Consider the following 22,632-nt stretch of genomic DNA (forward strand, 5'->3'; position numbering starts at 1 on the left):
CCGTTTCTGCCCATACAGGTGGTGCGAAGAGCGCGAACACGTAGGCCGACACCTTTATGCGGCCGCATTTCCAAGTAACCACGTAAGGCAACTAGGGGACGCTACTCGTGTACCGCTGCAGTCGTGTTCCTACTCTGGTGCGCAACAGTGGCGCAGGTGTTCGGCCCCTACGGCGGACGCCGGGCTTCAACTACTGGACAGCAGAACCTGAATCGACAGGAACGGGTCTCAAAGTGCAGCCTCATGATGATCAGCCGACCTCCACCCCCCTTCACACCGGACCTGTCCAGGGCCCGCCTCCCGACCCGGGTTCCGGCCTCCAGCCCCCGCCCGCCGTCGTCGGCAGGACCGCGGTGCTGGAGGAAATCCTGAAAGCACTCTCCGGGACCGCCCAGGGCACGGGCTGCGTTCTGGTGGGAGACACCGGCATCGGGAAGACAGCCGTGATGCAGCACGTGCTCCGGCACCTGCAGGATGAAATGTACGTTGTCCAGGTCCGCGGTTCCGAATTCGCCGGCCGGACCCCGTTCGGTGCCCTGACGTTCCTGCTCTCGGACCTGGAACCGGAACTGTCCACCCACCCTGTCATGATCCTGCGCGGCCTGACCCAGCTGGTCCGGGAACGTTCAGGTGGCCGGCCCGTGCTGCTCGCCGTGGACAACGCCGAGGATTTGGATGAATTCTCCGCCATGGTCCTGACCCAGATGGTGCTGAACCGCAGCGCCGGAATGCTTGTGGCCTTCCGCGACTTCAGTTCCGCTCCGGGCGAGTTCACGGGGCTGTGGCGCGACGGCATTCTGGCCCGCGTTGACCTGGAACCTCTGGACGTGCAGGAAGCCGCCGCCTACCTCGCCTCATTACTGGGCGGGGCCGTTTCCCGGGCGGCCGCGGCAGCGCTGTGCGGTTACGCCGGCGGCAATCCCCACCTGCTGGCACTGGCCCGGCACGATTTCGAGGACGCCGGAGCACTTAGGCATCACAACGGCACCTGGATACTCGCCGATGGGGAGGAAATCCGGGGCGGCCGGGTTGCCGCCGCGGTCCTGGGTGTCCTCACCGGACTGAGCGCTGCACAGACACAGCTGCTGCAGCTGCTGGCCATGGCGGGGTCGCTGCCGCTGCCGGTGGCGCTGGGACAGCTGGACAGTACTGAACTTGACGAGCTCCAGGAACGCCGGCTGGTCAGCCTTGATGCCCGCCCTGTTCCCGATGTGCTGGTGAGCAACCCTGTGCTGGAGCGCTCCATCCGGGCCGGGCTGAGCACTTCGCGGAAGCGGTTGCTTTTTGAGGAGCTCGGCCCCTCGCTGAACTCCCTGGAAGGTTTTGTCCTTGATCCCGTAGTGCTTGCACGCTGGCTTGAGGACATCGGCGAAATCCCCGCAACGGAGCTGGCGGTACGCGCAGCACGCAGGGCCACTGCGGCACAGGACCCCGCAACGGCAATCCGGCTGCTCACCGCGGCGGCCGGATCCGGTGACAGCGCCGGCGCTGTCGTCGAATTGGCCCGTGCGAGGACGGCGCAGGGCGAATACGGTGCAGCTTTGGGGGTCCTCGCCCGGTTCAGGGGCGGTGAGCAGGTGCCCTCCCGGGAAGAACGCGTCCGCCTCCTGCTGGCCGAAAGCAGGGTGCTGTGCATTGAGGCCACCGGCCTGCGGGACCCGCGCTCAACGGATGCCCCCGCCGAACCCGCCAGGATGCGCCACACCGACCTGTTCGCCCAGGCAGAGCAGGAAGCGGCGGGACTCGACCAGCACCTTGCCGGTACTGCCGAGTTGAGGCGTGAACTCGCCGCAGCCCGGGCGGAATGCCACTCCGCCCACGGACGGTTCCAGGAAAACATCGCCTACCTGGCCGAGCTCGACCGGCAGGACACGGGCGCGGATCCGGAATTCGGTATCCAACGGGCAGCATTCCGCTGCGAAGCGTGGGGGATGACCAACCGGCAGGACGACGCCGTCGAACTGGCCGGGAAGGTGGAAAAGCTGCTGGAAAATGCGCAGATCAGCCCGGGGACGCGGGCCAGGGTGGTGGGCCGGCTGCTGCACACGTATCTGCTGACGGGCGCCCTCCCGGCATGCGGGCGGCTGCTGGCCAGATCGGCCGCAGCCGGTATGGAAGGCAGCTACACGGAATTGGCAGAAGGTTTGCTGCATGCCTTCGCCGGACGGCCGGACGCCGCGCTCCCGGCGCTAACGGCCACGGTCAACCAGCTTGCCGTCACCGGACCGGCAGCATTCCTGCCGCTCGCCGCGGCAGCCGCAGCGTATTGCCACGCGGTGGAAGGCCATACGGAAACCGCGCGCCAGTACCTGCAGATGCAGCGTGCTGCAGCCGACGGCGGCCCCTGGGCCGTACGCCGGGGAGCCCGCCACTTCGCCGCCCTGGCCGAGGCTGCGCTGGGAGCGGAAACGGGCAGCACCCGGTTTTCCTCCCTCGCGGCCCAGGACCACCGCCGTGGTGCCTACGCCTACGAGCTGCTGGCCCGAATCACCGCCATGCGGCTGGGGGATGCTGAAAGCCTGGACGACGTTCTCGCCGTTGCCGCCAACCAGCAAGGGGACTTTGCCTCCCTTTGCGAAAGCTACGCCAAGGGTTTGGGCAACGCCGACGCGCAACTGCTCCTGCGGGCCTCGGAAATAGCCTCTGGTTCGGGGCACGTGATGCTGGCCCGGGAAATATCCGAACATGCGCTGGGTATCGCCTCCGGCGCCGGGGACCGGGCGACCGTCCGTTTCATCCACCGCAGCCGCCGGGTGGCAGCCCCGGATCCGGCCGCCGAGGCGGCCGACGAATTCCTCGGCGCGCTCACCGCCCGGGAACGCTCGATTGCGCGGAAGGCCGCGGCCGGCACCAGCAACAAGAAAATCGCCGAGGAACTGGGCATATCCGTCCGGACGGTGGAAGGGCACCTGTATCAGGTGTACTCGAAACTCCATGTGGGCAGCAGGCGGGAACTGGCACGGACCATCGCGGAACAGTCAGGGGCAAAGAAATGACACTATGGGGGCACGACCGGCAGCTGTTTGGCCGCGAACGCGAACTAGCCGAAGTAACCAGCCGGCTGCTGGACCCGGGCCTGCGCGGGGTTCTCATTCTCGGTGCCGAGGGCATCGGAAAGTCTTCCCTGGCCGAACAGGCAGCGGACCGGCTCGCCTCAATCATGGCGCCCTACTACGTCTGCGGCAGCCCCGTGCTGTCCACCATGCAGTACGGCATCCTGTCCACCTATCTGGGATCGGCCACGGCGGCGGAGATGGAATCCCCGCTGTCAGTGCTGAGGACCGTACGGGCGCATTTCCAGCGGCTGACTGAGACCAGCGGCATGCAGAGCCTGCTGGTCGTGGACAACGCCCAGCATATTGACGAGGCCAGTGCCCACCTGCTGACCCAGCTGGCCATGTCCGGTGAACTGCGTTTGATGGTGATTTCCCGGGCGCGGGCTCCCCGCATCCATGAGCTGCTGTCGCTCGCCCGTGACGGCCTGCTGGCCCGGATCGACCTGGGACCGTTGTCCCGGCAGGCGGTCCATGAGTTCTGCGTCAGCGTCCTCGGCGGCCCCCTCCTGCAAGCCTCCTCCACGCTGCTCAGCCGCATGTCCGGGGGCAACCCGCTCTATGTCAAGGAACTGCTTGGCCGCGCACAGCGGCAGCGCCGGCTGGTGGAGGCCAACGGGGCCTGGTTCCTCACCCAGGAACCGGACTGCGTCGACACCTCGCTGGTGGACCTGGTCAAAGGAATGCTTGCGGCACGGACCCCGGCAGAACGGAATGTGCTTGAGACGGTGGCTCTGGCAGGCCGGTTGCCGCGTGCGGTGGTCTCGGCGGTGGCCGACGACGAGGCGGTGCGCTCGCTGGTGATCGACGGACTCCTGGAGATTCTTCCCGACCGTGACGAGTCGGCGCATCTGGTGCAGCCCCTGCACGCGGAGATCATCCGCAGCTTGGTGCCGGTGGCACGCAGCGCGGAGATCCGTGCACGGGTGCTCGCCCGCTACACCCCGGTGTCAGGACCCGAACCGGACCACGAGACCGGCGCCGTCCTCCGCCGCACCGAGTGGGCGTTGGACTGCGGTGAACGCCTGGGGGCGGAAGAACTGCTGTCAGCCGCGCGGATGGCCAACGGTGCCGGCGACCCCGTCCGCGGGCAGCGCTTCGCCGCAGCGGTTCACGCTTTGCCCTTCCGAACCGCAGCCGAGGTGGAACTTGCTGTCGCCTGTGCCCAGCAAGGCAGCTACTCCTGGGCACGTGCCAGGCTGGAGGACCTGGCAGAAGGAATCCGGGAAGGCATCGGCACGGGATGGGACCAGGACAGCCTGCACCGGGCTTCCTTCACCGGTGCGCTGCTGCTGCGCCAGACCAGCGGCCGGAGCACGGAACTTCCCCTGATGGCCGACCGGTGGTTGGCAGCTGCCGCGGAAGTAGCTTCGCGGCAAAGCGCAGGTGGCTCAGTGCCCGCACAGGTGCGTGCGGCTACGGAAGTCCTGCGTGTCGCGGCGCTGGTGATGGAAGGAGACTTCAGCCGGGCCCGGACGCAGCTTGCGGAACTGGTCAAGGAGGAGTCTCCAGCCCGCAGCCACGCGGACGGAGAACGGCTGCTGGTAGCCCACGGTCTTTACGCTGAAGTTCTGGCCGCGTGCGGCGAAGTGGGTGCCGCCCTGAAACACGCCCTGTCCGCAGCGAATCTGCTCAACTCCGCCGACGGTAAACTGCAGAGCTATTCCGGTTTCGTTTTCGTGCGGCAGGCACAGTCCCTGCTTCACTCCGGGCGTTATGCCCAGTTGGACCAGCTCCTGGCCAGGATGCACGCTGGTCCGCAGCACCTGCTGATCAGCTTGGGCGGGACCCTGGGAGTTTTTGAAGCGGCCCTTGAAATCCACCGGGGTCGGCTGCACGAAGGGCTGCGCCGGTTGCGGCCTGCCGTGGAAGCGCTGCGGGACAGGGACCCGGAGCTGCTGCTTCCCTATGCCCTGGGCCTGGCCGGCTACGCATCCACCGTAGTTGCCGACGGCACTCCGGCAGCGGGCTTCGCCGCCCAGGTCGAAGGGTCCCGCTACCGGGGGCCGGTGCACCTTTGGCTGACCGCGCAGGCTTACGCGGCGGCAGCCGAAGCGTCCCAATCCACGGAGGGTCCTACTTCCGGGCACCTTGCGGTGCTCGCTGCGCAGGCACGGGAAGCAGGCTTGCGCAGCACCGAAAAGGACATCCTGGAGCTGTGCCTGGCGGTGGGCGATCTTGCCCAGGCGGGACGCCTTGCCGAGCTGACCGCCGACTTTGAAGGCGGCGAAGCGGAAGCCCTGCATGCGTACGCCGTAGCCGTCGCCTCGGGCAACCCGGACCGCATGGTGGCTGCGGCCGAAGATGCCATCCGCGCGCAGAAATACCTCGTGGCAGTGGAGAGCATTGGCCATGCCATCCGTTTCTACGGAAACCACGGCAATCTCCGGCGCCAGCGTGCCCTGATCCAGCAGCTGCGCCGGCGCAGGGAAGAACTGGCAGGCGTCACCGTCTCATATCTGAGCCCGTCCCTGCACCTGGTCCGACTGACACGGCGGGAACACGAGATTGTGGAACTGCTGCTCTCCGGGGCAACCAGCAAGGACATTGCCGCCCACTTCACCCTCTCCCAGCGCACCGTGGAGGGGCACGTCTACCGCATCTACGTGAAGCTCGGGATTAGCCGCCGGGCGGATCTGGAGTCCGCCTACCGGGCGCTTGAGCCCGGGCACCGCAGCAGTTCGCTGCTGTAGGAAGTGCCTCCGCCACCAGCCTTTTCCGTCCTGACGGAACCGTGCCCGGTGGGGCTGCTGTTTCGCCTGTTAATACATACTTCCATCGTCTAAGAGTTTCGTCTCCCCAAGCTGAGTAGTGAGACCCAAAACAACGGCGTCAGACGTGCCGGGCCGGGTATGAGGTACTCGTGTCTGCCGCATTTGGCGCTCCTAGGCTGAGGCCAATCCAGTATTTCAAAGGTCTTAATTGCGGGTTGTTCTTGGGGGACGGAAGATGACGGCAGTACAGGAATCCGGGACTGAAGTTCTCCACGCACCCACCTTCACTTTCCCCAGCTTTACCACCCAGGGTGTGTTCGGCCGGGACGGCCACAGGCGAAGCGCAGCAGTGGCCTGGAGCCGGCGGTACTGCCGTATCCTTGCAGCCTCCGACGCCCTCGTGGTGGCGGCCTCGGTCCTGGCGGGACACCTCTGGCAATTCGGCGGGCAAACCCCGGCGGTCCGGATTGGACCCTTTTATGCCGGGGACCTCATGGTCTCGCTCCTTATCGGCTTGGCCTGGATGCTGGCCCTGCACGTGTACCGCAGCCGCGATGCCCGAATCACGGGTATCGGCACGGACGAGTACAAACGGGTAGTGAACGCCACCGTCATGCTGGTCGGCAGCCTTGCCTTCGCCGCTGTGGTGTTCCAGGTGGACGTGGCCCGGGGATACTTCGGCCTGGTCTTCCCGGTCGGTGCCGTGGGACTGATCTGCACCCGGTGGCTCCTGCGAAGGTGGCTCAGCCGCAGGAGGCGCCAGGGATACTATCTGTCGAAGGTCGTGGTGCTGGGACGGCCGCGGGACGTGCGGTACGTAGTGCACCAGATCAGCGGGAAGTCCGCCTACAAGGTGGTGGGCGTGGCCCTGAGCGGGAAACCCCGCAGCTTTTTCCAGGTGGACGGTGCGGTGCTGCCCGTGGTTTCGGACGAGGACTCCGTAGTTGGGGCGGTGGCAAGGGTGGGGGCAGACGCCGTCATAGTTGCCGGACCCACCAAGGGCGGCGGACAGTATGTCCAGGAATTGGGCTGGGAACTGGAGGAATCGGCAACGGAGCTGATCCTGACAACCGGGCTGACCAGCGTTGCCGGGCCCCGGATCCATTCCCGGCCGGTGGAGGGCCTGCCGCTGATGCATGTGGAACTGCCCCAGTACTCCGGTGCCAGGCACGCACTCAAACGGGTTTTCGACATTGTCCTCTCCGCGGCGGCACTGATCATCCTGCTTCCGTTGATGGTCGTGCTCGGGCTGCTCGTCAAGCGGGACAGCCCCGGACCGGCGCTGTTCCGCCAGGAACGGGTAGGACGGGGCGGCAAAAAATTCCTCATGCTGAAGTTCCGTTCCATGGTTGAAACGGCTGAAGACGACTTGGTCGGCCTGCTGGACCGCAACGAGGGCGCTGGGCTGATGTTCAAGATCCGCAACGATCCGCGGATCACCCGGGTGGGGGCGTGGATGCGCCGCTACTCCCTCGATGAACTGCCGCAGTTCTGGAACGTCCTGATCGGGGATATGTCCCTGGTGGGACCGCGTCCGCCGCTGCAGCGGGAAGTGGACGGCTACCGCAACCGTGTCCACCGCCGCCTCTACATCAAGCCGGGGATCACGGGCATGTGGCAAACCAACGGCCGGTCCAACCTCAGCTGGCGGGACAGCGTCCGACTGGACCTGTACTACGTGGAGAACTGGTCACTCACCGGCGACCTGATCATCCTCTGGCGCACGGTTGTCCAGATGTTCAAACCTCTGGGGTCCTACTGATGGCCCCCGGGAGCTCAGTCCCCACCATCCACTTCATCCACTCTGGGAAGGCGGCAACCATGGCCATCCGCATAGGCTACGCCGCAGGCGCTTTCGACCTGTTCCACATAGGCCACCTCAACATCCTCCGCCATGCCAGGAGCCAGTGCGACTACCTCATAGCCGGAGTGGTTTCCGATGAACTATGCGAGGCCCGCAAGGGCCGGCCTCCGGTCATTCCGCTGACGGAGCGCCTCGAGATTGTCCGGGGACTGCAGTGTGTGGACCGGGCTGTCGCGGAGGTCCTGCCGGACAAAATGGATACGTGGCAGCAACTGCGCTTCAATGTCTTTTTCAAGGGTGATGACTGGCGGGGCACTCCGGCCGGAACGGCACTGGAGGAGTCCTTTGCCGCCGTCGGCGTGGAAGTCGTGTACTTCCCCTACACAGTCCAAACGTCCAGTACCCGGCTGCGCCGGAGCCTGGAAATCCTGGATGCCGCAGCCGGGGGGCGGCTGTGAGGGGGCCGGCCCGGCAGGTGCAGCCCGGCCTGCGCATCGCAATGGTGGGGACCCGCGGGGTGCCGGCCCGCTACGGCGGATTCGAGACCTGCGTGGAGCAGGTGGGACAACGCCTTGCGGCACGCGGGCACGAGGTTACGGTCTACTGCCGTACCGACAGCCAGACCGACACGTCCGAGACCGAGTACCTCGGGATGGAGCTGGTATATCTCCCGGCACTCCACCGGCGCACCTTGGAGACCCTGACCCACACCGGCCTCAGCGTGCTGCACCTGCTGCGGCACCGGCCCGATGCTGCCATAGTCTTCAACGCGGCCAACTCACCGTGGCTGCCGCTGCTGCGCACGGCACGCATCCCGGTGGCCACGCATGTGGACGGGTTGGAGTGGAAGCGCGCCAAATGGGGGCCGGCGGGCCAGCGGTACTACCGGGCCGCAGAGGCACTGGCGGTGCGCTTTTCCGATGCCCTGATCGCCGACGCCCAAGGCATCCAGGACTACTACCGGGACAAGTTCGGCGCTGACAGCACCCTGCTGACGTACGGGGCTCCGGCGATCAGCGGCGCCGGCAGCCGGCGCCTGGCGGAGGTGGACCTTGTGCCGGGCCAATACCAGCTGGTGGTGGCCCGGATGGAACCGGAAAACCATGTCCACCTGATTGTGGAGGGGTATGTGCACAGCGGGTCCGAGCTGCCGCTCGTTGTAGTGGGCAGCGCACCCTATTCCGAGCGCTACACCGCCGCCATCCGGCGCGCTGCCGACTCCCGGGTGCGTTTCCTGGGCGGTGTATGGGACCAGGAACTGCTGGACCAGCTGTACGCCAATGCCCGGGTCTATTGGCACGGGCATTCGGTAGGCGGAACCAACCCGTCCCTGCTGCGGGCCATGGGTGCCGGCACAGCGGTCAATGCATTCGACGTCGGCTTCAACCGCGAGGTCCTGGGCGATGCCGGACGGTTCTTCCGGACGGCCGAAGACGTAGCCAAACTTGCTCTTGACGCCGAGGAATCGCCCGCAGCCGTAGCCGAACGCGGCCGGGCGTCCACCCGTGAAGCAGCACGCTACGACTGGACGGAAGTATCCCGCGGATATGAACGCCTGGTGCAGGAACTTGCTGCCGGGGAAGGAGGGCCCCCGCGGCCCGCCCGGCACCGCCGGAGGGAGGTGGCGGCATCGTGACGCAGAGAACGCATGCGCCCGCCGCTCCCGCGCACCGGGCGTCACGCCGGACCCCGGGATATGCAGCCACAGTGCACGCCCTGGCGGCTGCCCAGAAACGGGCCGCGCCGGGAGCCCCGGCATATTCGCTCTTTGTCAACCGCCGGGCCGGACGGTACCTGGCCGCGGCGTGCCACCTGCTGGGGATGACGCCCAATGCCGTGAGTGCGGTCAGCGCGGCGTTCACCTTCAGCGGCATCTTGATCCTGGCCCTGGCTGCACCGTCCTGGCTCAGCGCGGCCGGCATCTGCTTCTGCCTGGTCCTGGGCTACGCCTTCGATTCAGCTGACGGGCAGGTTGCACGGCTGCGCGGCGGAAGCTCACTGGCAGGGGAGTGGCTGGACCACTTCCTGGACAGCATCAAGCTCTCCTGCCTTCACCTGGCCGTGGCACTCTGGGCGTTCCGGCTCGACGGCGGCCCGGAGCAGGCCTGGCTGCTGGTTCCCCTGGGATTCACGGTGGTGGCCAATGTGTCCTTCTTCGCCATGATCCTGAACGACCAGTTGAAAACCGGGCACGCGCTTAGGGCCGGGCAAGCCGCCGCCGTCCGGACAGGAAACCTGCGCCGCTCGCTTGTCCTGATCCCCACCGATTACGGCTTCCTTTGCCTGTTGTTCCTGCTCACCGCCCTGCCGGAGGTTTTTGTGCCCGTCTACACCGCTGTCTTTATCCTCAACTTCCTGCACCTGGCGCTCGCCGCACCTAAATGGTTCCTGGACATGACCCGGCTGGAGGCACGCTCATGAACGGCTCGGATTCGGGCAGCGGCCCGCACGGTTCCTCCCGGCCGGAGAGGTCCGGGCACCGACGACGGCGTGTGGTGCTCGCGGCGGCAGTTGCCGCCGCAGTGGTCCTGGGCGGCTTCATCGCGGTTAACGCCGTGCGCAATGACGGCGGCGTTCCGGCCGTGGCCGCATCCCGCGAGGCAACCACCCAGGCACCGCGGGCGACGGCTACCGAATCGGCGCCAGCCGCGGAGCCCGCCCCGGCAGGAACGGCAGACCCGGGCACGGCAGCGGCCCAGCCGGCACCCGGTGTCGAACCGGTTGCACCGGAAGACCCATCGCTGGCTACCCAAGACCTGCCCGTGTCCGAACCCGTGGCCATTGACGGCGGATCCAGCGAGGCCGGGGGCCTGGACATACGGGTGGCGTCAATGGAAGCCGTGGAGGGCGAAGCCATCGGTATCGGCGAGATTGGCGGTCCGTCGGTCCGGTTCACTGTCAGCGTTGCCAACGGCAGCAACGAACCGGTGGACCTCAGCAACGCCGTGCTCACTGTCGAAGCCGGACCGGACCGGCTGCCCTGCACCGAGCTCAGCGGCCCCGCGACGGCCGCCTTCCCGGTCCAAGCCAAACCGGGCGAAACGGTTACCGGGATTTTTGTCTTCCTGATTCCGAAGGAGAGCCGGAACGACGTCACGGTCTACCTGAACTACTCGGTGGATGCCTCGGTGGCGGCCTTCCACGGGGCGGTCCCTGCGCCATGAACCTGACCTCGAAGCCGTTCCCGGGACGGGAACCCCGTGCCGCGGCCCTGCGCCGGATCGTCCGCAGCACCCGCCGCGCCGGACGCCATCTGCGGGCCCGGACTGAAACTCCGCTGCTGGCTATGCGGAATGCACGCTCCGGCGCCCCGGTGACCGGAACCGCCCCCGTAGTCGTATCGCTGACCTCTTACGGCCGCCGCCTGGAGACCGTGCACCTGGCCATCGAGTCCATCGGGCGGGGATCGGTCCGCCCCCGCCGGTTGCTGCTCTGGGTCGAGGACCCGCGGGTTGCTGCATCACCGCCGGCGGAACTTGCCCGGCTGCAGGCACGGGGACTGGAACTTCGGCTGAGCGAAGGCTACGGACCACACACCAAGTACTACCCATACGTTGCCTCCACCCCCAAGCACACGCTGCCTCTGGTCACCGCCGATGACGACATCATTTATCCGAGGCACTGGCTGCATGCCCTGCTCCGCTCCTACGCGGCGTCGCCCGACGTCGTCAGCTGCCATTGGGCCAACCGAATGACGGTCACCGGCGGGGCAATCGGGCAGTACCGTTCCTGGGTGCCCAGCCGCACGGCTGACAAACGGCGCGACAGCCTGGCACTTGGGGTGTCCGGTGTCCTCTACCCGCCGCACATGCTGGACCGGTTGGCTTCGGCCGGAGCGTCCTTCCGCGATCTGAGCCCTACCGCGGACGACATATGGCTGCACTGGGTGGCCCTGCGCGGCGGCGTTCCCGTGCGGCAGGTTTCCCCGGTGCCGCGACACTTCCCGGTTATCCCGGGCAGCCAGGACACCCGTTTACTGTCCGTCAACGTGTCCCAGGGGCGCAATGACGAATGGATCCGGGGTCTGTACACGGAGGAAGACATACGGATGATCGAGGGCGCCTATCAACCATGACCGTGGTTCCACGAACGCGAGAAGAAGACGTTGCGCGGCCGGGGCCGGCCGCTGTCTTGGGCCGGAGACCGGTCCAGCTTCAACTGCTCCCGGGTGCATGGCACCCATCAACGGATGGACACCGTAATGAACAGAAAGAAAGCAGCCGTGCATAGAAGCACGGAAACCACAAGCCCGGAACGCACCGTTCCGGGCTCCCGAACCAGGCAGGCCGGCCGCGGCCTGCGCCAGCTTGCGGCGCTCGCAGCAACCTGCGCCCTGACGGTTACGGCGCTCACTGCACTGGCCGGCGGTGCCAGCGCGGACACTGCACCGGTCAACCCCGCCGACCCGAAAACACCGGTAACGGTATCCTCGGATCCGCTGCCCACCGCGCAGCTCGACGGCGTCGCCTGGCAACAGGTAGTGGTGGGCGACACCGTGTATGTGGCCGGCAAGTTCAGCAAGGCACGCCCGGCAGGTGCCGCCGCCGGAAGCCAGACCGTCAGCCGGAACAATGTCCTGGCGTACCGGCTCTCGACGGGAGAACTCCTGCCGTTTACCGCGAACCTGAACGGGCAGGCGCTGAGCATTGCTGCGTCCCCGGACGGATCACGGATCTACGTGGGCGGCGAATTCACCCAGGTGAACGGCACGGCCCGCTCACGGATCGTCGCGCTGAACGCGGCCGACGGTTCCGTGATCTCCAGCTTCAATCCGAAGGTCGGAGGCACGGTCCGTGCCATTGCCACTGCCGGGGATACGGTTTACGCGGGTGGAATCTTCAGTAACGTCGGCTCCGTTTCCCGCTCCAGGCTGGCAGCCTTCCGCGCCGGTGACGGCGCACTCCTGCCTTGGAATCCCAAGACGGACAACCGGGTTAACGCGCTGGTGGTGTCTCCCGACGGCCGCCAAGTGGTCATCGGCGGTGCCTTCAGTACGCTCAACGGCAGCTCCCGCCCCGGTTTCGGCTTGGGACGGGTGGACGCGGTTTCGGGCGCCAGCATGTCCCTGGGCGTGAACAACACCGTCCGCAACTCCGGAACCAATGCGGCCATCCTCTCGCTTTCCTCCGACGGAACGAACTTCTACGGCACCGGTTACATCTACCGGGCATCCAACGGGACCGGTAACCTCGAGGGATCCTTCTCCGGCAAGTGGGGGGACGGCAACCTGCAGTGGGTGGAGGACTGCCACGGCGACACTTACGGCGTATGGGCCTCCTCCACCGCTGTCTACGTTGCCGGACATAATCATGACTGCCGGAACTTCGGCGGATTCCCGGAAGTAAACCCGCGGGTTGAGCACCGGGCCGTGGCGTTCAGCAAAGCCGCCACGGGGGTTATGGCGAAGGACACGCAGGGCTGGCCGTCCTTCACCGGGATTGCCTCTCCGAGCATGCTCAACTGGTTCCCCGACCTGGATACCGGCACAGCCAGCGGCCAGAGCCAGGGACCGTGGGCAGTGGCCGGAAACGAGCAGTATGTGACCATGGCGGGCGAGTTCCGCAACGTCAACAACAAACCGCAGCAGGGGCTGGTGCGGTTCGCCGTCCGGCAGGTTGCCCCCAATGCCGACGGCCCGCGGGTCAGCGGAGCCAAGTTCAACCCCACGCTGACGTATAAATCCGCAGGATCAGTCCAGGTGGACTGGAAGTCCAACTGGGACCGGGACAATGAGTCCCTGACCTATCAGGTGATCCGGGACAGCAACCCCACACCCGTGTACACCACTACCCAAACCTCGCGGTTCTACAACCGGCCCAACCTGAGTTTCACCAACACCGGGCTTGCAGCGGGGGAGCACAGCTACCGCATTGTGGCCACGGATCCGTTGGGCAACACCGTCAAGAGCGACATCCTTCGGGTCAACGTGCCCGTAGGGGCGCCCGGCGGGCCAGCGCCCGAACCGGAGCCCCAGCCGCAGCCTGGTGCAGGGGCCTCGGATGACTTCGGACGGACCGGCAGCGGCGGGTGGGGCACAGCCGCCACCGGCGGGGCCTGGACGCATACCGGCTCCGCCGGCCTGTGGTCGGTCGACGGGGCAGGAAAGATGTCCCTGAACAAGGCCGGACTCGGCCTGACCGCTCGGCTCAACCTGGCGCAGCAGGATTCCGTGGTCAGGGTGGACACTGCGCTGGACAAGGTACCCAACGGCGGCGGAGCGTTTCTGACCATTGCGGCCCGCAAGGCTGCCGCCGGTGAATACCAGGGTGTGGTCAAGGTTTCGGCGGCAGGGGCCGTAACCGTGGACCTGGTCCGGGTGGCCGGCGGAACCTCCACGAAGGTGGCCACCAAGACCGTACCCGGGCTGACGTACGCGGCGGGAAGCCAGTTGGCTGTTCGTTTCTCGGCAGTAGGGTCGGGGTCCACCGCGCTCGGTATTAAGGTCTGGCCGGCCGGCGGCTCCGAGCCGTCAGCATGGACAGTCACGGCAACGGACACCACTGCCGGGCTGCAGCAGCCCGGAACAGTTGCCCTGACGGGCTACATCTCAGGGGGCACCACCAACGTCCCTGTGACGGCAGCCTTTGACAACCTGCGGGTCACGGCCCAGTAGGGGTCCAGCCGCGGATCAAAACGCGGATGGATAAGTGAAACCGGAAGCGGGGGGGGGGGGGGGGGGGGGGGCGCGCGTGGGGGGTGGGGGGTGGGGTGGGCGGCGGGTGGCCGCCCCCCGCGCAACCAACCGCGGTTGGATAAGTCAACCCGTCGGCGGCACCGCCCCGGGCGCCGGCCCCGCTTTTCGCTGTCCGCTTATGGCTGCGCCTCTGGTCCCCTGCACGGGACTCAATTGGCACGGGACTCACTTGCGTTTGTACTCGCTGAAGACATAGCCGAAGGCACCCGTGACCATACCCGCTCCCCGCGCCGCAGTCCGCAAACCCTTGGCATTGTGCGCCGGGGACCGCAGAAGCGCTCCGAGCAGCCACCGGGCTCCTCCTCCCGCGCAACGCACCGTCCCCGGACCCAGGAGCCGGATCCGGGCAGCGGCCCGGGCACCTGCGGTAGGGCTGGTGGCCAGCGCTACCCGCGAATGGCAATTGCCGCTTCGGAACGCCCGAAGCAACACCCACCGGCGCGTCAGCCGGGATGCGGGCACACGGTCCACAACCGCAGCCTCGTCGCACCACAGCATTTTTCCGCCCGCGCGGACCAGCTGCCGGGAGAACAGGGTGTCCGATCCGCCGCTGAGTCCGAAGCGTTCGTCGAATTCCAGGCCAAGGGACCGGATCCGGTTCAGGTCCAGGAGCAGGTTGTTGGTTGCGGCCACGCTGAGGACGGAACCGGTAGCCAGCCGGCGCCGCCGGAAGAAGTCTCCGGCCGTGATCCATTCATCGGGTTGCACCTCGTACTCGGAGAGGACCGGACCGACCACGGCGGTTGCCCCGGACTCTTTTTGCAGGGCGGCCAGCCGGTCCAGCCATTGTTCCGAGGGCACTTCGTCATCATCGATAAAGGCCAGCAGATCCGCGACGGCGTAGGCCTCCCGGAGCGCACGGTTGCGGGCAGCGGCGATGCCCGGCCGGGGTTCGTGGACATAGACCAGGTGTGAGTCGCCGGCGGCAGCTACGGTGGCGCGGGCACCGCCGTCGGGATCGTTGTCCACCACCAGTACCTGGGCTGGAACCGGCGCGCTGCGGGCCTGGGCAAGAAGCCGCGGCAGGGCGACGGCGAGGTCCTCCGGCCGCTTGTAGGTAAGGACCGCGATGATGAGCTGCGCCTGCAGCGTACCCAGCGGAGCGGGAACCGGGCCTGCCGCCGCCGGGGGAGCAGGAACCCGGGGTTCGGCACCGGGAGCAGATGTGGTCATGCTTGGCCTCCTCGGACAGGTACTGGATTGCGTGGCCGCAACAGCCGGCGGAACAGCGGCAAAAGGAAACGCACGGTGCGGCGGTGGGCCAGGAACAGCACTCCGGCGGCGGTGCACACAAAGACCGCCAATCCCATCGACAACTCGATGCCGGGTCCGGGCAGCACCCGCCCCAGCGTCAGGTACGCGGCGCTGCCCCAGAGGCTGGCGTGCACCGGGGGCCAGAGGATCCGCACCTGCGCCCCGATACCCACACCTGAGAGCCGGGACTGCAGGAACATCAGTACCGGCGTCAGGGCAAAACCGGCTGCTGTGTAACCCGCGGCCACTCCCATGAGGCCGAACTGGAGCCCGGCAGCAATACCGCCAAGCTGCGCAGCCGTGGCCAGCAGCTCGTAGCGGAGGTTCAGCCCGGCCTTGCCCAGCCCTTTCATCAGCGACGGGGCAATGTAGAACACCGTTTCCCGGGCGCCCCCAATGGCCAGGACGCTCATCAGCGGTGCGGCGGCGAGCCATTCATCCCCAAGCAGCAGGTGCACCAGGGCGGGAGCGGCACAGGCCACGAAGGCCATCAGCGGTATAACGCAGGCCGCCAGCAGCGACATGGCAGCCTGCAGCTGCGCGGCAACCTGCGCACGGTCCGCGGCAAGCCGGGAAAAGGCCGGAAACATCACCCTGTTGACGGTTTGTCCGATCAACTGGACCGGTACCACCAGCACACGGTAAGCCATGGCATACAGCGACAGGGAAGCGACGCCCAGCACCCGTCCCACGAGGATGTTGTCTGCGTTGCGGGAGAAGTAGGCCAGCCCGTTGGTGGCGAACACGCCGATGCTGAAACCCAGCAGGGGCCGGACCTCGCCGAGGTGCAGGTTGGGTGCCGGGCCGCGGGTGCAGGCAAGGAGCACTCCGGCCGTGACCAGGTCGGTGAGCACCGTTTGGTAAAGCACGGCGAAGTAGCCGGCACCGGCAACAGCTGCGGCAATACCGGCGGCGCAGCCCATGACCGCGGCACCGACGTCGGCGGCAGCGATGCCCCGGAAGCGCAGGTCGCGGGAGAGCAGTGCCCGGGGAGTGATGCTCAGGGCCTTGAGCGGGAGGGCAAGGGCGATAAGCCGCAACAGCCCGGCCAGTCCGTCCACGTGGAAGAATCCGGCAATGGCAGGGGCACAGAACCAGGTCAGCGCGGCGACGGCGACGGCGAGAGCGATGTTCAGCGTGAAGGTGGCGCCGGCCGCGCGGCGGCTGAGGCGGGGGCGTTGGATCAGGGCGGAGGACAACCCCTGGTCCATCAGGAGCGTGGTGAATACGATGTAGAGGCTGGCGACGCTGATAACCCCGTAGCTTTCAGGTCCCAGCAGGCGTGCGAGGACCACTGCGGAGAGCATTTGGAACCCCTGCTTGGACATGACCGCCAGCAGGCTCCAGCGAACACCGCTGGCTGAGCGCGCCCCCATGCGGCTTTCCCCGCCGGGACCTGCGCTGCCGTCACGTACGGCGTTTGAGTCCGCCACTGCGTTACCCCCTTGGCCGGAGCCCGGAGGCACACCGGCGGTGAATCCCCTGCCGGGAAGAGGATCCGGGCGGGGGGAGACCTGCATCGGAACGGAACAGTATGTGCTGGAGCGGGTGCCGTCCAGAGTGTTTTGCGCTGCCGGAAACGGTAAGTAATTGTTCGGAAAAGAGCAGTATTCAGGACCCCCAAACACGTACGGACGGCGTGGTACAAATTGCGGGATTTCACTCGTCGAGGGATTGGGTCTCGCTATGAAACTTGTGGATTATGCACGTGCGTTGGTTCGGGGCTGGTGGGTGGTACTGCTGTGCCTGGCCCTTGGATTGGGCGGGGGAATGATCGTCACGGCTCTGGTGCAGCCGTTATATCAGAGCACCGTCACTTTTTATGTGGTGGCACCCAGCACCGAAAGGCAGAGTGCACTCCAATCGGATGAACTGGTCCGCGGCAGGATCACCGCCTACGCCGCGTTGCTGACCAGTGAGCAGTTCATTGACCGGATAGTCAGTGCGAGCAGCGTTGACCTGGACGCTGAGGTCGTCAAGAAAAGCATCACGGGGATCGGAGACCCGGACACACTGACGTTGACTGTGAACGTCCGGGACCCGGAGCGGGAGACAACAGACGAGATCGCCACCCAGATTGCCGGCACGTTCGGCAACATGGTCAGTGACCTGGAAAGCGGAACATCCGCCGAAACGGTCCTGAACGTGGTGTCCGGCCCTTCCACCTCCGAGGAACCGGTCCGGCCGCGGCCGCTGGTGAATCTGGCCATCGGCGGGCTTTTGGGACTTTCGGCAGGCGTACTCCTGGTGGTGGCCCGCTCACGCGGCAGGGAGCACATGCCCGCGGCTCGGCAGGCGACGCGGGAACAACCGGCAGATGTTGCACACTAGCTGTTTCACGCTGGGCATGCTGTGGCGGAAGGCGGCCTAGATGCAGCTTCTTCCCTGGATCCTCATCTGCGTTGTGGCAGCCGTGGTGCTGCGCAGGCATCCTGCGGCAGCGGCGCTCGCCGTCGTGGGCCTCTGGTTCACGGTTCCGGCTGCCGGCAGCTATCTATTGACGGGCCAGGCGGACGGCTGGCTTTCAATCCATGCCGCCACCTGGCTGATCTTCGCAATCCTGGTTGTCCAGCTGGCCTTTGAACCGCATGTGCTGGCCGACGCTGCAGCGCGCCACATCTACGCAGTAGTGGTGCTGGCCACCGTGCTGGGGGCTGCCATTCTCAGTACTGCTGTCAACGGGGAGGGCGAGGGCGGCATCCTGCTTGTAGACCAGATCGTGGCCCCGGTGCTGTTCTTCCTGTTCGTGGTGGGCAACGCCGCCCGCGACGCGCGGGTGGTGCCGTGGCTGCGCAACGGGCTGCTGGCGCTTGCCGCGTTCGTTTGCCTGGTCGCACTGGCCCAGCGCGTAACCGGGAACGTCCTGTTTTATGAGGAGGGCTTCCAGACCAGATACTGGTTCAACCCCGAGGGCCCTAGATGGATGGGTCTGCTGGACCAGCCGCTCACCTTATCCCTGGCGGCCTGCGTGGCGGCACCGCTGGTCGTTACCCTGCGGCGTGTATGGCAGCAGGTTGCCTTGCTTGCCCTGTTCGGAGCGGGCGTCCTGGTCAGCCAGTCCAGGGTTGGACTGGTTGTTATTGCAGCAGCGGTCCTTTTCGTGGCGGCAGCCACGCGGAAACCCGTTGCGGCCCGCATCGGCCTGGTGGGTGTCCTGGGTGCGCTGGTGGTCTGGGCTCTCTCCGGGCCCCTCGCCGAAGGCCTGCTTCACCGGTTGGAGGATGACAACGGTTCGGCTGCCGCCCGAACGTCTGCGGTCCTTACCGTGCTGAACAGGTGGCCCGAGTTTCTCTTTGAAGGGCAGGGCATCAGCGGCAGCTACCGGGTGGCAGAGCAAGGAGGGCTGGGCACCAGCCTGGAAAACTCCTTCCTGATGTACGGCGTGGACCTCGGCCTGTTCTTCAGCGTGCTGTACTTCGGCCTGCTTGCTGTGCTCGTGCTGATGAATTTCCGCCGCACGCTGCGCAGCGGGCTGGCCGTCGCCGGCCTGCTGGCGATTGCCATTCCGCAGACCTACAGCGGACTGGCCACGCGTTCAGCTGCAGCCATCCTGCTGTGGACCGTCATTGCCCTGGTGGTAGCCGAAGGTGACCGCCGGGTGGAAACCGACAGGCCGCGCGGCACAGCGGGGCACCTCGGGACAGGGAAGCCCGCCGGCGGGGTCCATACTCACGCGGGATCGGCGCCGCTGGCAGCCGTGCCGGTCCGGGCAGCCGGAACGGAATGAACGGGCACGGGCATGGGCGCATGCAGCTGGCAGCTGCCGCCTCCGGCGGCGCCACCGGTGCTGGAATTTCCCGCCGCAGCGTGTTCCTGTTGGCCGGGGCAGGCCTCGGTATGGCGGCCACCGGGTGCCATGCAGGGGCCCGGGTGGCCCCGCCCGCTGCGAACAGCATCGCAACGGTGGAGGACCTGCTGACCCGCGAGCCCTTTTACGCCGCCCACCGGGGGTCGCAGGACAACTGGCCTGAACACACGGCGGAAGCCTATCGGCGGTCGGTCGAGGCAGGGGCCGAGGCGCTGGAAATTTCCGTGCACCGGACATCGGACAATGTGTTCGTCTGCCACCATGACCCCAATACACTCCGCATGACCGGCGTCGACAAGGAAATCGCCCGGAGCACCTACGAGGAACTGCTGGAGCTGTCCAACAACGCCAAAGCCTGGCTGGGCCCGAACAGTCCCGGGGTGCCGCTGCCCAAGCTGACGGATGTGCTGGACCAGTACGCGGCGTCGTGCGTGATCTTTCTGGAGGACAAGGCATCCGGCGACCCCGCAGACCTGCTCGACATCATGGACAAGTATCCGGAACCCACACGGCACTTTGTGTGGAAGCAGTCCGGTACCGCCCGGCAAACCCCAGCAGTGAAAGAACGCGGCTACCTGACATGGGGCTACTTCGCAGAAGACGAATCCGTCAAGCTCACGGCGCAGCTGGCCGAGCGGTTCGACCTGGTGGGACTGCATTGGAGCGCCCCGGACGGCGAGGTGGAACGGGCCGTGGAATATGGCAAGCCCGTGCTGACCTGGGACATCCACACCAGATTCGAACGGGACCGCATGGTGCGCCTCGGTGCCCGCGGCATCATTTGCGCGAACCTCCCTTATGTCACCACCGATGCGCCCCGGGCGGACGCCGACTCTTTTGCCGGCGGAGTGCGTGCAGCCGGCGACCTGCCCTATGCACTGGCTTGGACCCATCAGCCGGTAATCCAACCGGCCACAGCCTCGATCCGGCTGGACCATCCGGTCAAGGCGAGTTACTGCATGGGATCCATGTGTCCGCTCAACGGCGAAGCGGGGTACAGGATCTCCTTTGAAATGCGCTGGCCGGACAAGCTTCCCGACGAGGCCGGGCACGCCGGGCTCGCCTTCGGCCAGGCAAATGACGCGCCCTACCGCATCCGGGAGGCTGCGTCCTCCGGCGGGTACCACTTCGTGCAGCGGACGGACGGCACCCTGGAACTCTTCGGACGCCAGGCCGGCGAGACTTCCGGCTACGTGCTGGGCAGTAGCGCGGCAACGCGGCCGGTGCCGGGGGACTGGATGCGTTACGAGGTGCGAGTAACCCCGGACGAAGTATCCGTGGCACGGCTGGACGGGGACGGAGAACGGACGGTGTCCGCCCGCAACAACACGTATCGGGGCGGTTACTTTTTCCTGTGCCGGAATTACGACGGGCCGCCGGCCGTGGAGTTCCGGTCCATTCGGAGCAAGCCGGCGGCGAACTAAGGCAGTGCTCAGGTGCACACCGGGGTGCAGCGTGGAATGATTAGGGCATAGTCGTGTTGCGTAATGGTGCACACCTTTCCCTTCTAGGAGTCTTCCGTGCCCGTGGTTTCCACTCCAGTCAGCCTCCGCCATGCCGAAGGCCCGATGGACAACGCCGAAGTTGAACGCATCCGCAACGACTTCCCCATCCTGCACCAAGAGGTCAACGGCCATCCGCTGGTGTACCTGGACTCCGGGGCCACGTCCCAGAACCCGCTGAGCGTGATTGAAGCGGAGCAGGAGTTCTACGAGCAGCGCAACTCCGCCGTCCACCGCGGCGCCCACACGCTGGCAGTTGCCGCCACCGACGTTTACGAAGACGCCCGGCAAACCGTAGCCGGTTTCATTAACGCGCGGCCGGACGAAATTGTGTGGACCTCCAACGCCACAGAGGCGCTGAACTTGCTGACCTACGCGTTCTCCAACGCCTCGCTGGGCCGCGGAGGTGCCGCCGCCAGGCGCTTCGCCCTGGGCCCGGGGGACGAGATTGTGGTGACGGAAATGGAGCACCACGCCAACCTGATTCCCTGGCAGGAACTGGCTTTCCGCACGGGTGCCACCCTCCGGTACATTCCGGTGGATGACACTGGGGCACTCCTGTTGGAGGAAGCGGAGAACATTATTGGTCCCCGCACCGCCATCCTGGCGTTCTCTCACGCCTCCAACGTCCTGGGCACCATCAACCCGGTGCAAACCCTGGTAAAGATGGCGCACGGGCACGGAGCCCTGGTGGTGCTGGATGCCTGCCAGTCCGTGCCGCACCTGCCGGTGGACGTCAAAGCGCTCGACGTGGACTTCGCCGCGTTCTCCGGCCACAAGATGCTCGGCCCCACCGGGATCGGCGTGCTGTACGGCAAGGCGGACCTGTTGAACGCCATGCCCACGTTCCTCACGGGCGGTTCCATGATCACTACCGTGACCATGGACAAGGCGGAGTACCTTCCTGCACCCCAGCGGTTCGAAGCGGGCACCCAGCGCATTTCCCAGGCCATGGCCCTGGCCGCAGCGGTGAACTACCTGCAGGAAACCGGTATGGAGCGCATCCATGCCTGGGAAACTGAACTCGGACGACGCCTGGTCAGCGGACTGGAGCAGATCGAGGGCATCCGCGTACTGGGTCCGAAGGCGGGCGTCGAACGGATCGGGCTGGCGACCTTCGACGTCGCTGGCGTCCATTCCCATGACGTCGGGCAGTTCCTGGATGACCAGGGCATTGCCGTCAGGGTGGGCCACCACTGCGCCCAGCCCCTGCACCGCCGGCTGGGACTGGTATCCACCACCCGGGCCAGCACCTACCTGTACAACACAACGGACGATGTCGATGCCTTCCTTGCCGCGGTAGCCGGCGTCCGGCCATTTTTTGGGGTGAAGTAAATGAGTTCCGACCTGCAGCAGCTCTACCAGCAGATCATCCTGCAGCATGCCAAGGACCGGCACGGCGACGGGCTGCTGGACGTTCCTGCCGGTGCCGGGTCCGGAGAGTCCCACCAGCTGAACCCGACCTGCGGCGATGAAATCACCCTCCGCGCGGTGATGGACGGATCCCGGCTGGATGCGGTGAGCTGGGAAGGACAGGGCTGTTCTATCTCGATGGCTTCGGCATCAGTGCTGACGGACATGGCCGCAGGGTTGGACCGGCAGGAAGTCCTCGCGTTGGTGCAGGACTTCCGTGAGCTGATGCGGTCCCGTGGAACCATCGAACCGGACGAAGAGGTGCTGGGGGACGCGGCAGCTTTCGCCGGTGTTTCCCGCTACCCGGCCCGGGTCAAGTGCGCCATGCTGGCCTGGGTGGCCCTGGAAGATGCGGTGCTCAGCGCGGCCTGAGCCGCGCCGTCGTTGTGC

16 protein-coding genes are annotated in these 22,632 nt (G+C 66.5%); 14 read left to right on the forward strand and 2 right to left on the reverse strand.

The features are described from left to right. Positions 1-233: 233 nt before the first annotated feature. From LJ754_RS13510 to LJ754_RS13550, 9 genes are all read left to right on the forward strand, one after another. Positions 234-2,996 (forward strand): LuxR C-terminal-related transcriptional regulator, encoded by a 2,763-nt coding sequence (locus LJ754_RS13510; protein ID WP_227926979.1) that lies wholly within the window; start codon positions 234-236, stop codon positions 2,994-2,996. Continuing rightward, the gene (locus tag LJ754_RS13515; RefSeq protein WP_227926980.1) at positions 2,993-5,746 is read left to right on the forward strand and encodes a helix-turn-helix transcriptional regulator; all 2,754 of its coding nucleotides are present in this window, start codon (positions 2,993-2,995) and stop codon (positions 5,744-5,746) included. Before LJ754_RS13510 ends, LJ754_RS13515 begins: the two co-directional genes overlap by 4 nt. A 256-nt stretch (positions 5,747-6,002) precedes the next feature. After that, positions 6,003-7,529: a sugar transferase gene (locus LJ754_RS13520; RefSeq protein ID WP_227914133.1), complete on the forward strand. Its 1,527-nt coding sequence runs from the start codon at positions 6,003-6,005 to the stop codon at positions 7,527-7,529. Between the two features lie 59 nt (positions 7,530-7,588). After that, positions 7,589-8,029 carry an adenylyltransferase/cytidyltransferase family protein gene (locus LJ754_RS13525; protein WP_227914134.1) on the forward strand — a complete coding sequence of 147 codons (441 nt, stop codon included), beginning with the start codon at positions 7,589-7,591 and terminating at the stop codon, positions 8,027-8,029. Then, the gene (locus LJ754_RS13530) at positions 8,026-9,207 is read left to right on the forward strand and encodes a DUF1972 domain-containing protein (protein ID WP_442860334.1); all 1,182 of its coding nucleotides are present in this window, start codon (positions 8,026-8,028) and stop codon (positions 9,205-9,207) included. The genes LJ754_RS13525 and LJ754_RS13530 overlap by 4 nt, the downstream gene beginning before the upstream one ends. Next, the gene (locus tag LJ754_RS13535; RefSeq protein WP_227926981.1) at positions 9,204-9,992 is read left to right on the forward strand and encodes a CDP-alcohol phosphatidyltransferase family protein; all 789 of its coding nucleotides are present in this window, start codon (positions 9,204-9,206) and stop codon (positions 9,990-9,992) included. Before LJ754_RS13530 ends, LJ754_RS13535 begins: the two co-directional genes overlap by 4 nt. After that, positions 9,989-10,735 carry a hypothetical protein gene (locus LJ754_RS13540; RefSeq protein WP_227926982.1) on the forward strand — a complete coding sequence of 249 codons (747 nt, stop codon included), beginning with the start codon at positions 9,989-9,991 and terminating at the stop codon, positions 10,733-10,735. Before LJ754_RS13535 ends, LJ754_RS13540 begins: the two co-directional genes overlap by 4 nt. After that, on the forward strand, positions 10,732-11,646 hold the full coding sequence (locus tag LJ754_RS13545) for a hypothetical protein (RefSeq protein ID WP_227926983.1): 915 nt from the start codon (positions 10,732-10,734) through the stop codon (positions 11,644-11,646). The genes LJ754_RS13540 and LJ754_RS13545 overlap by 4 nt, the downstream gene beginning before the upstream one ends. A 126-nt stretch (positions 11,647-11,772) precedes the next feature. After that, on the forward strand, positions 11,773-14,184 hold the full coding sequence (locus LJ754_RS13550; protein WP_227926984.1) for a delta-60 repeat domain-containing protein: 2,412 nt from the start codon (positions 11,773-11,775) through the stop codon (positions 14,182-14,184). A gap of 246 nt (positions 14,185-14,430) precedes the next feature. Here LJ754_RS13550 and LJ754_RS13555 read toward each other — a convergent pair whose 3' ends face one another. Both LJ754_RS13555 and LJ754_RS13560 read right to left on the reverse strand, forming a co-directional pair. After that, positions 14,431-15,438, reverse strand: a complete 1,008-nt coding sequence (locus tag LJ754_RS13555; RefSeq protein WP_227926985.1) for a glycosyltransferase family 2 protein — start codon at positions 15,436-15,438, stop codon at positions 14,431-14,433. Beyond that, entirely contained in the window at positions 15,435-16,895 is a 1,461-nt protein-coding gene (locus LJ754_RS13560) for a lipopolysaccharide biosynthesis protein (RefSeq protein WP_227926986.1), read from the reverse strand. The genes LJ754_RS13555 and LJ754_RS13560 overlap by 4 nt, the downstream gene beginning before the upstream one ends. A 310-nt stretch (positions 16,896-17,205) precedes the next feature. Between LJ754_RS13560 and LJ754_RS13565 the strand changes: the two genes are divergently transcribed. The 5 genes from LJ754_RS13565 to sufU all read left to right on the forward strand — a co-directional run bounded on the left by LJ754_RS13565 (position 17,206) and on the right by sufU (position 22,614). After that, positions 17,206-17,850, forward strand: a complete 645-nt coding sequence (locus tag LJ754_RS13565) for a YveK family protein (RefSeq protein WP_227926987.1) — start codon at positions 17,206-17,208, stop codon at positions 17,848-17,850. Between the two features lie 40 nt (positions 17,851-17,890). Further along, positions 17,891-19,246, forward strand: a complete 1,356-nt coding sequence (locus tag LJ754_RS13570) for a hypothetical protein (protein WP_227926988.1) — start codon at positions 17,891-17,893, stop codon at positions 19,244-19,246. A 20-nt stretch (positions 19,247-19,266) separates the two neighbouring features. Further along, positions 19,267-20,751 (forward strand): glycerophosphodiester phosphodiesterase, encoded by a 1,485-nt coding sequence (locus LJ754_RS13575; RefSeq protein ID WP_227926989.1) that lies wholly within the window; start codon positions 19,267-19,269, stop codon positions 20,749-20,751. 96 nt (positions 20,752-20,847) lie between these two features. Continuing rightward, on the forward strand, positions 20,848-22,164 hold the full coding sequence (locus LJ754_RS13580) for an aminotransferase class V-fold PLP-dependent enzyme (RefSeq protein WP_331461529.1): 1,317 nt from the start codon (positions 20,848-20,850) through the stop codon (positions 22,162-22,164). After that, the gene (sufU, locus tag LJ754_RS13585; RefSeq protein WP_227914152.1) at positions 22,165-22,614 is read left to right on the forward strand and encodes a Fe-S cluster assembly sulfur transfer protein SufU; all 450 of its coding nucleotides are present in this window, start codon (positions 22,165-22,167) and stop codon (positions 22,612-22,614) included. Positions 22,615-22,632: the final 18 nt, after the last annotated feature.

It is taken from the genome of Arthrobacter sp. zg-Y40 (assembly GCF_020731535.1).
Classification (GTDB): Bacteria; Actinomycetota; Actinomycetes; order Actinomycetales; family Micrococcaceae; genus Arthrobacter_B.

What these genes read in the sequence shown, in the direction of transcription:
- LJ754_RS13515 (WP_227926980.1), top strand. Translation starts at nt 2,993, where the DNA reads ATGACACTATGGGGGCACGACCGGCAGCTGTTTGGCCGCGAACGCGAA.
- LJ754_RS13555 (WP_227926985.1), bottom strand. Translation starts at nt 15,438, where the DNA reads ATGACCACATCTGCTCCCGGTGCCGAACCCCGGGTTCCTGCTCCCCCG.
- LJ754_RS13575 (WP_227926989.1), top strand. Translation starts at nt 19,267, where the DNA reads ATGCAGCTGGCAGCTGCCGCCTCCGGCGGCGCCACCGGTGCTGGAATT.
- LJ754_RS13520 (WP_227914133.1), top strand. Translation starts at nt 6,003, where the DNA reads ATGACGGCAGTACAGGAATCCGGGACTGAAGTTCTCCACGCACCCACC.
- LJ754_RS13565 (WP_227926987.1), top strand. Translation starts at nt 17,206, where the DNA reads ATGAAACTTGTGGATTATGCACGTGCGTTGGTTCGGGGCTGGTGGGTG.
- LJ754_RS13570 (WP_227926988.1), top strand. Translation starts at nt 17,891, where the DNA reads ATGCAGCTTCTTCCCTGGATCCTCATCTGCGTTGTGGCAGCCGTGGTG.
- LJ754_RS13545 (WP_227926983.1), top strand. Translation starts at nt 10,732, where the DNA reads ATGAACCTGACCTCGAAGCCGTTCCCGGGACGGGAACCCCGTGCCGCG.
- sufU (WP_227914152.1), top strand. Translation starts at nt 22,165, where the DNA reads ATGAGTTCCGACCTGCAGCAGCTCTACCAGCAGATCATCCTGCAGCAT.
- LJ754_RS13550 (WP_227926984.1), top strand. Translation starts at nt 11,773, where the DNA reads ATGAACAGAAAGAAAGCAGCCGTGCATAGAAGCACGGAAACCACAAGC.
- LJ754_RS13560 (WP_227926986.1), bottom strand. Translation starts at nt 16,895, where the DNA reads ATGGGGGCGCGCTCAGCCAGCGGTGTTCGCTGGAGCCTGCTGGCGGTC.
- LJ754_RS13540 (WP_227926982.1), top strand. Translation starts at nt 9,989, where the DNA reads ATGAACGGCTCGGATTCGGGCAGCGGCCCGCACGGTTCCTCCCGGCCG.
- LJ754_RS13525 (WP_227914134.1), top strand. Translation starts at nt 7,589, where the DNA reads ATGGCCATCCGCATAGGCTACGCCGCAGGCGCTTTCGACCTGTTCCAC.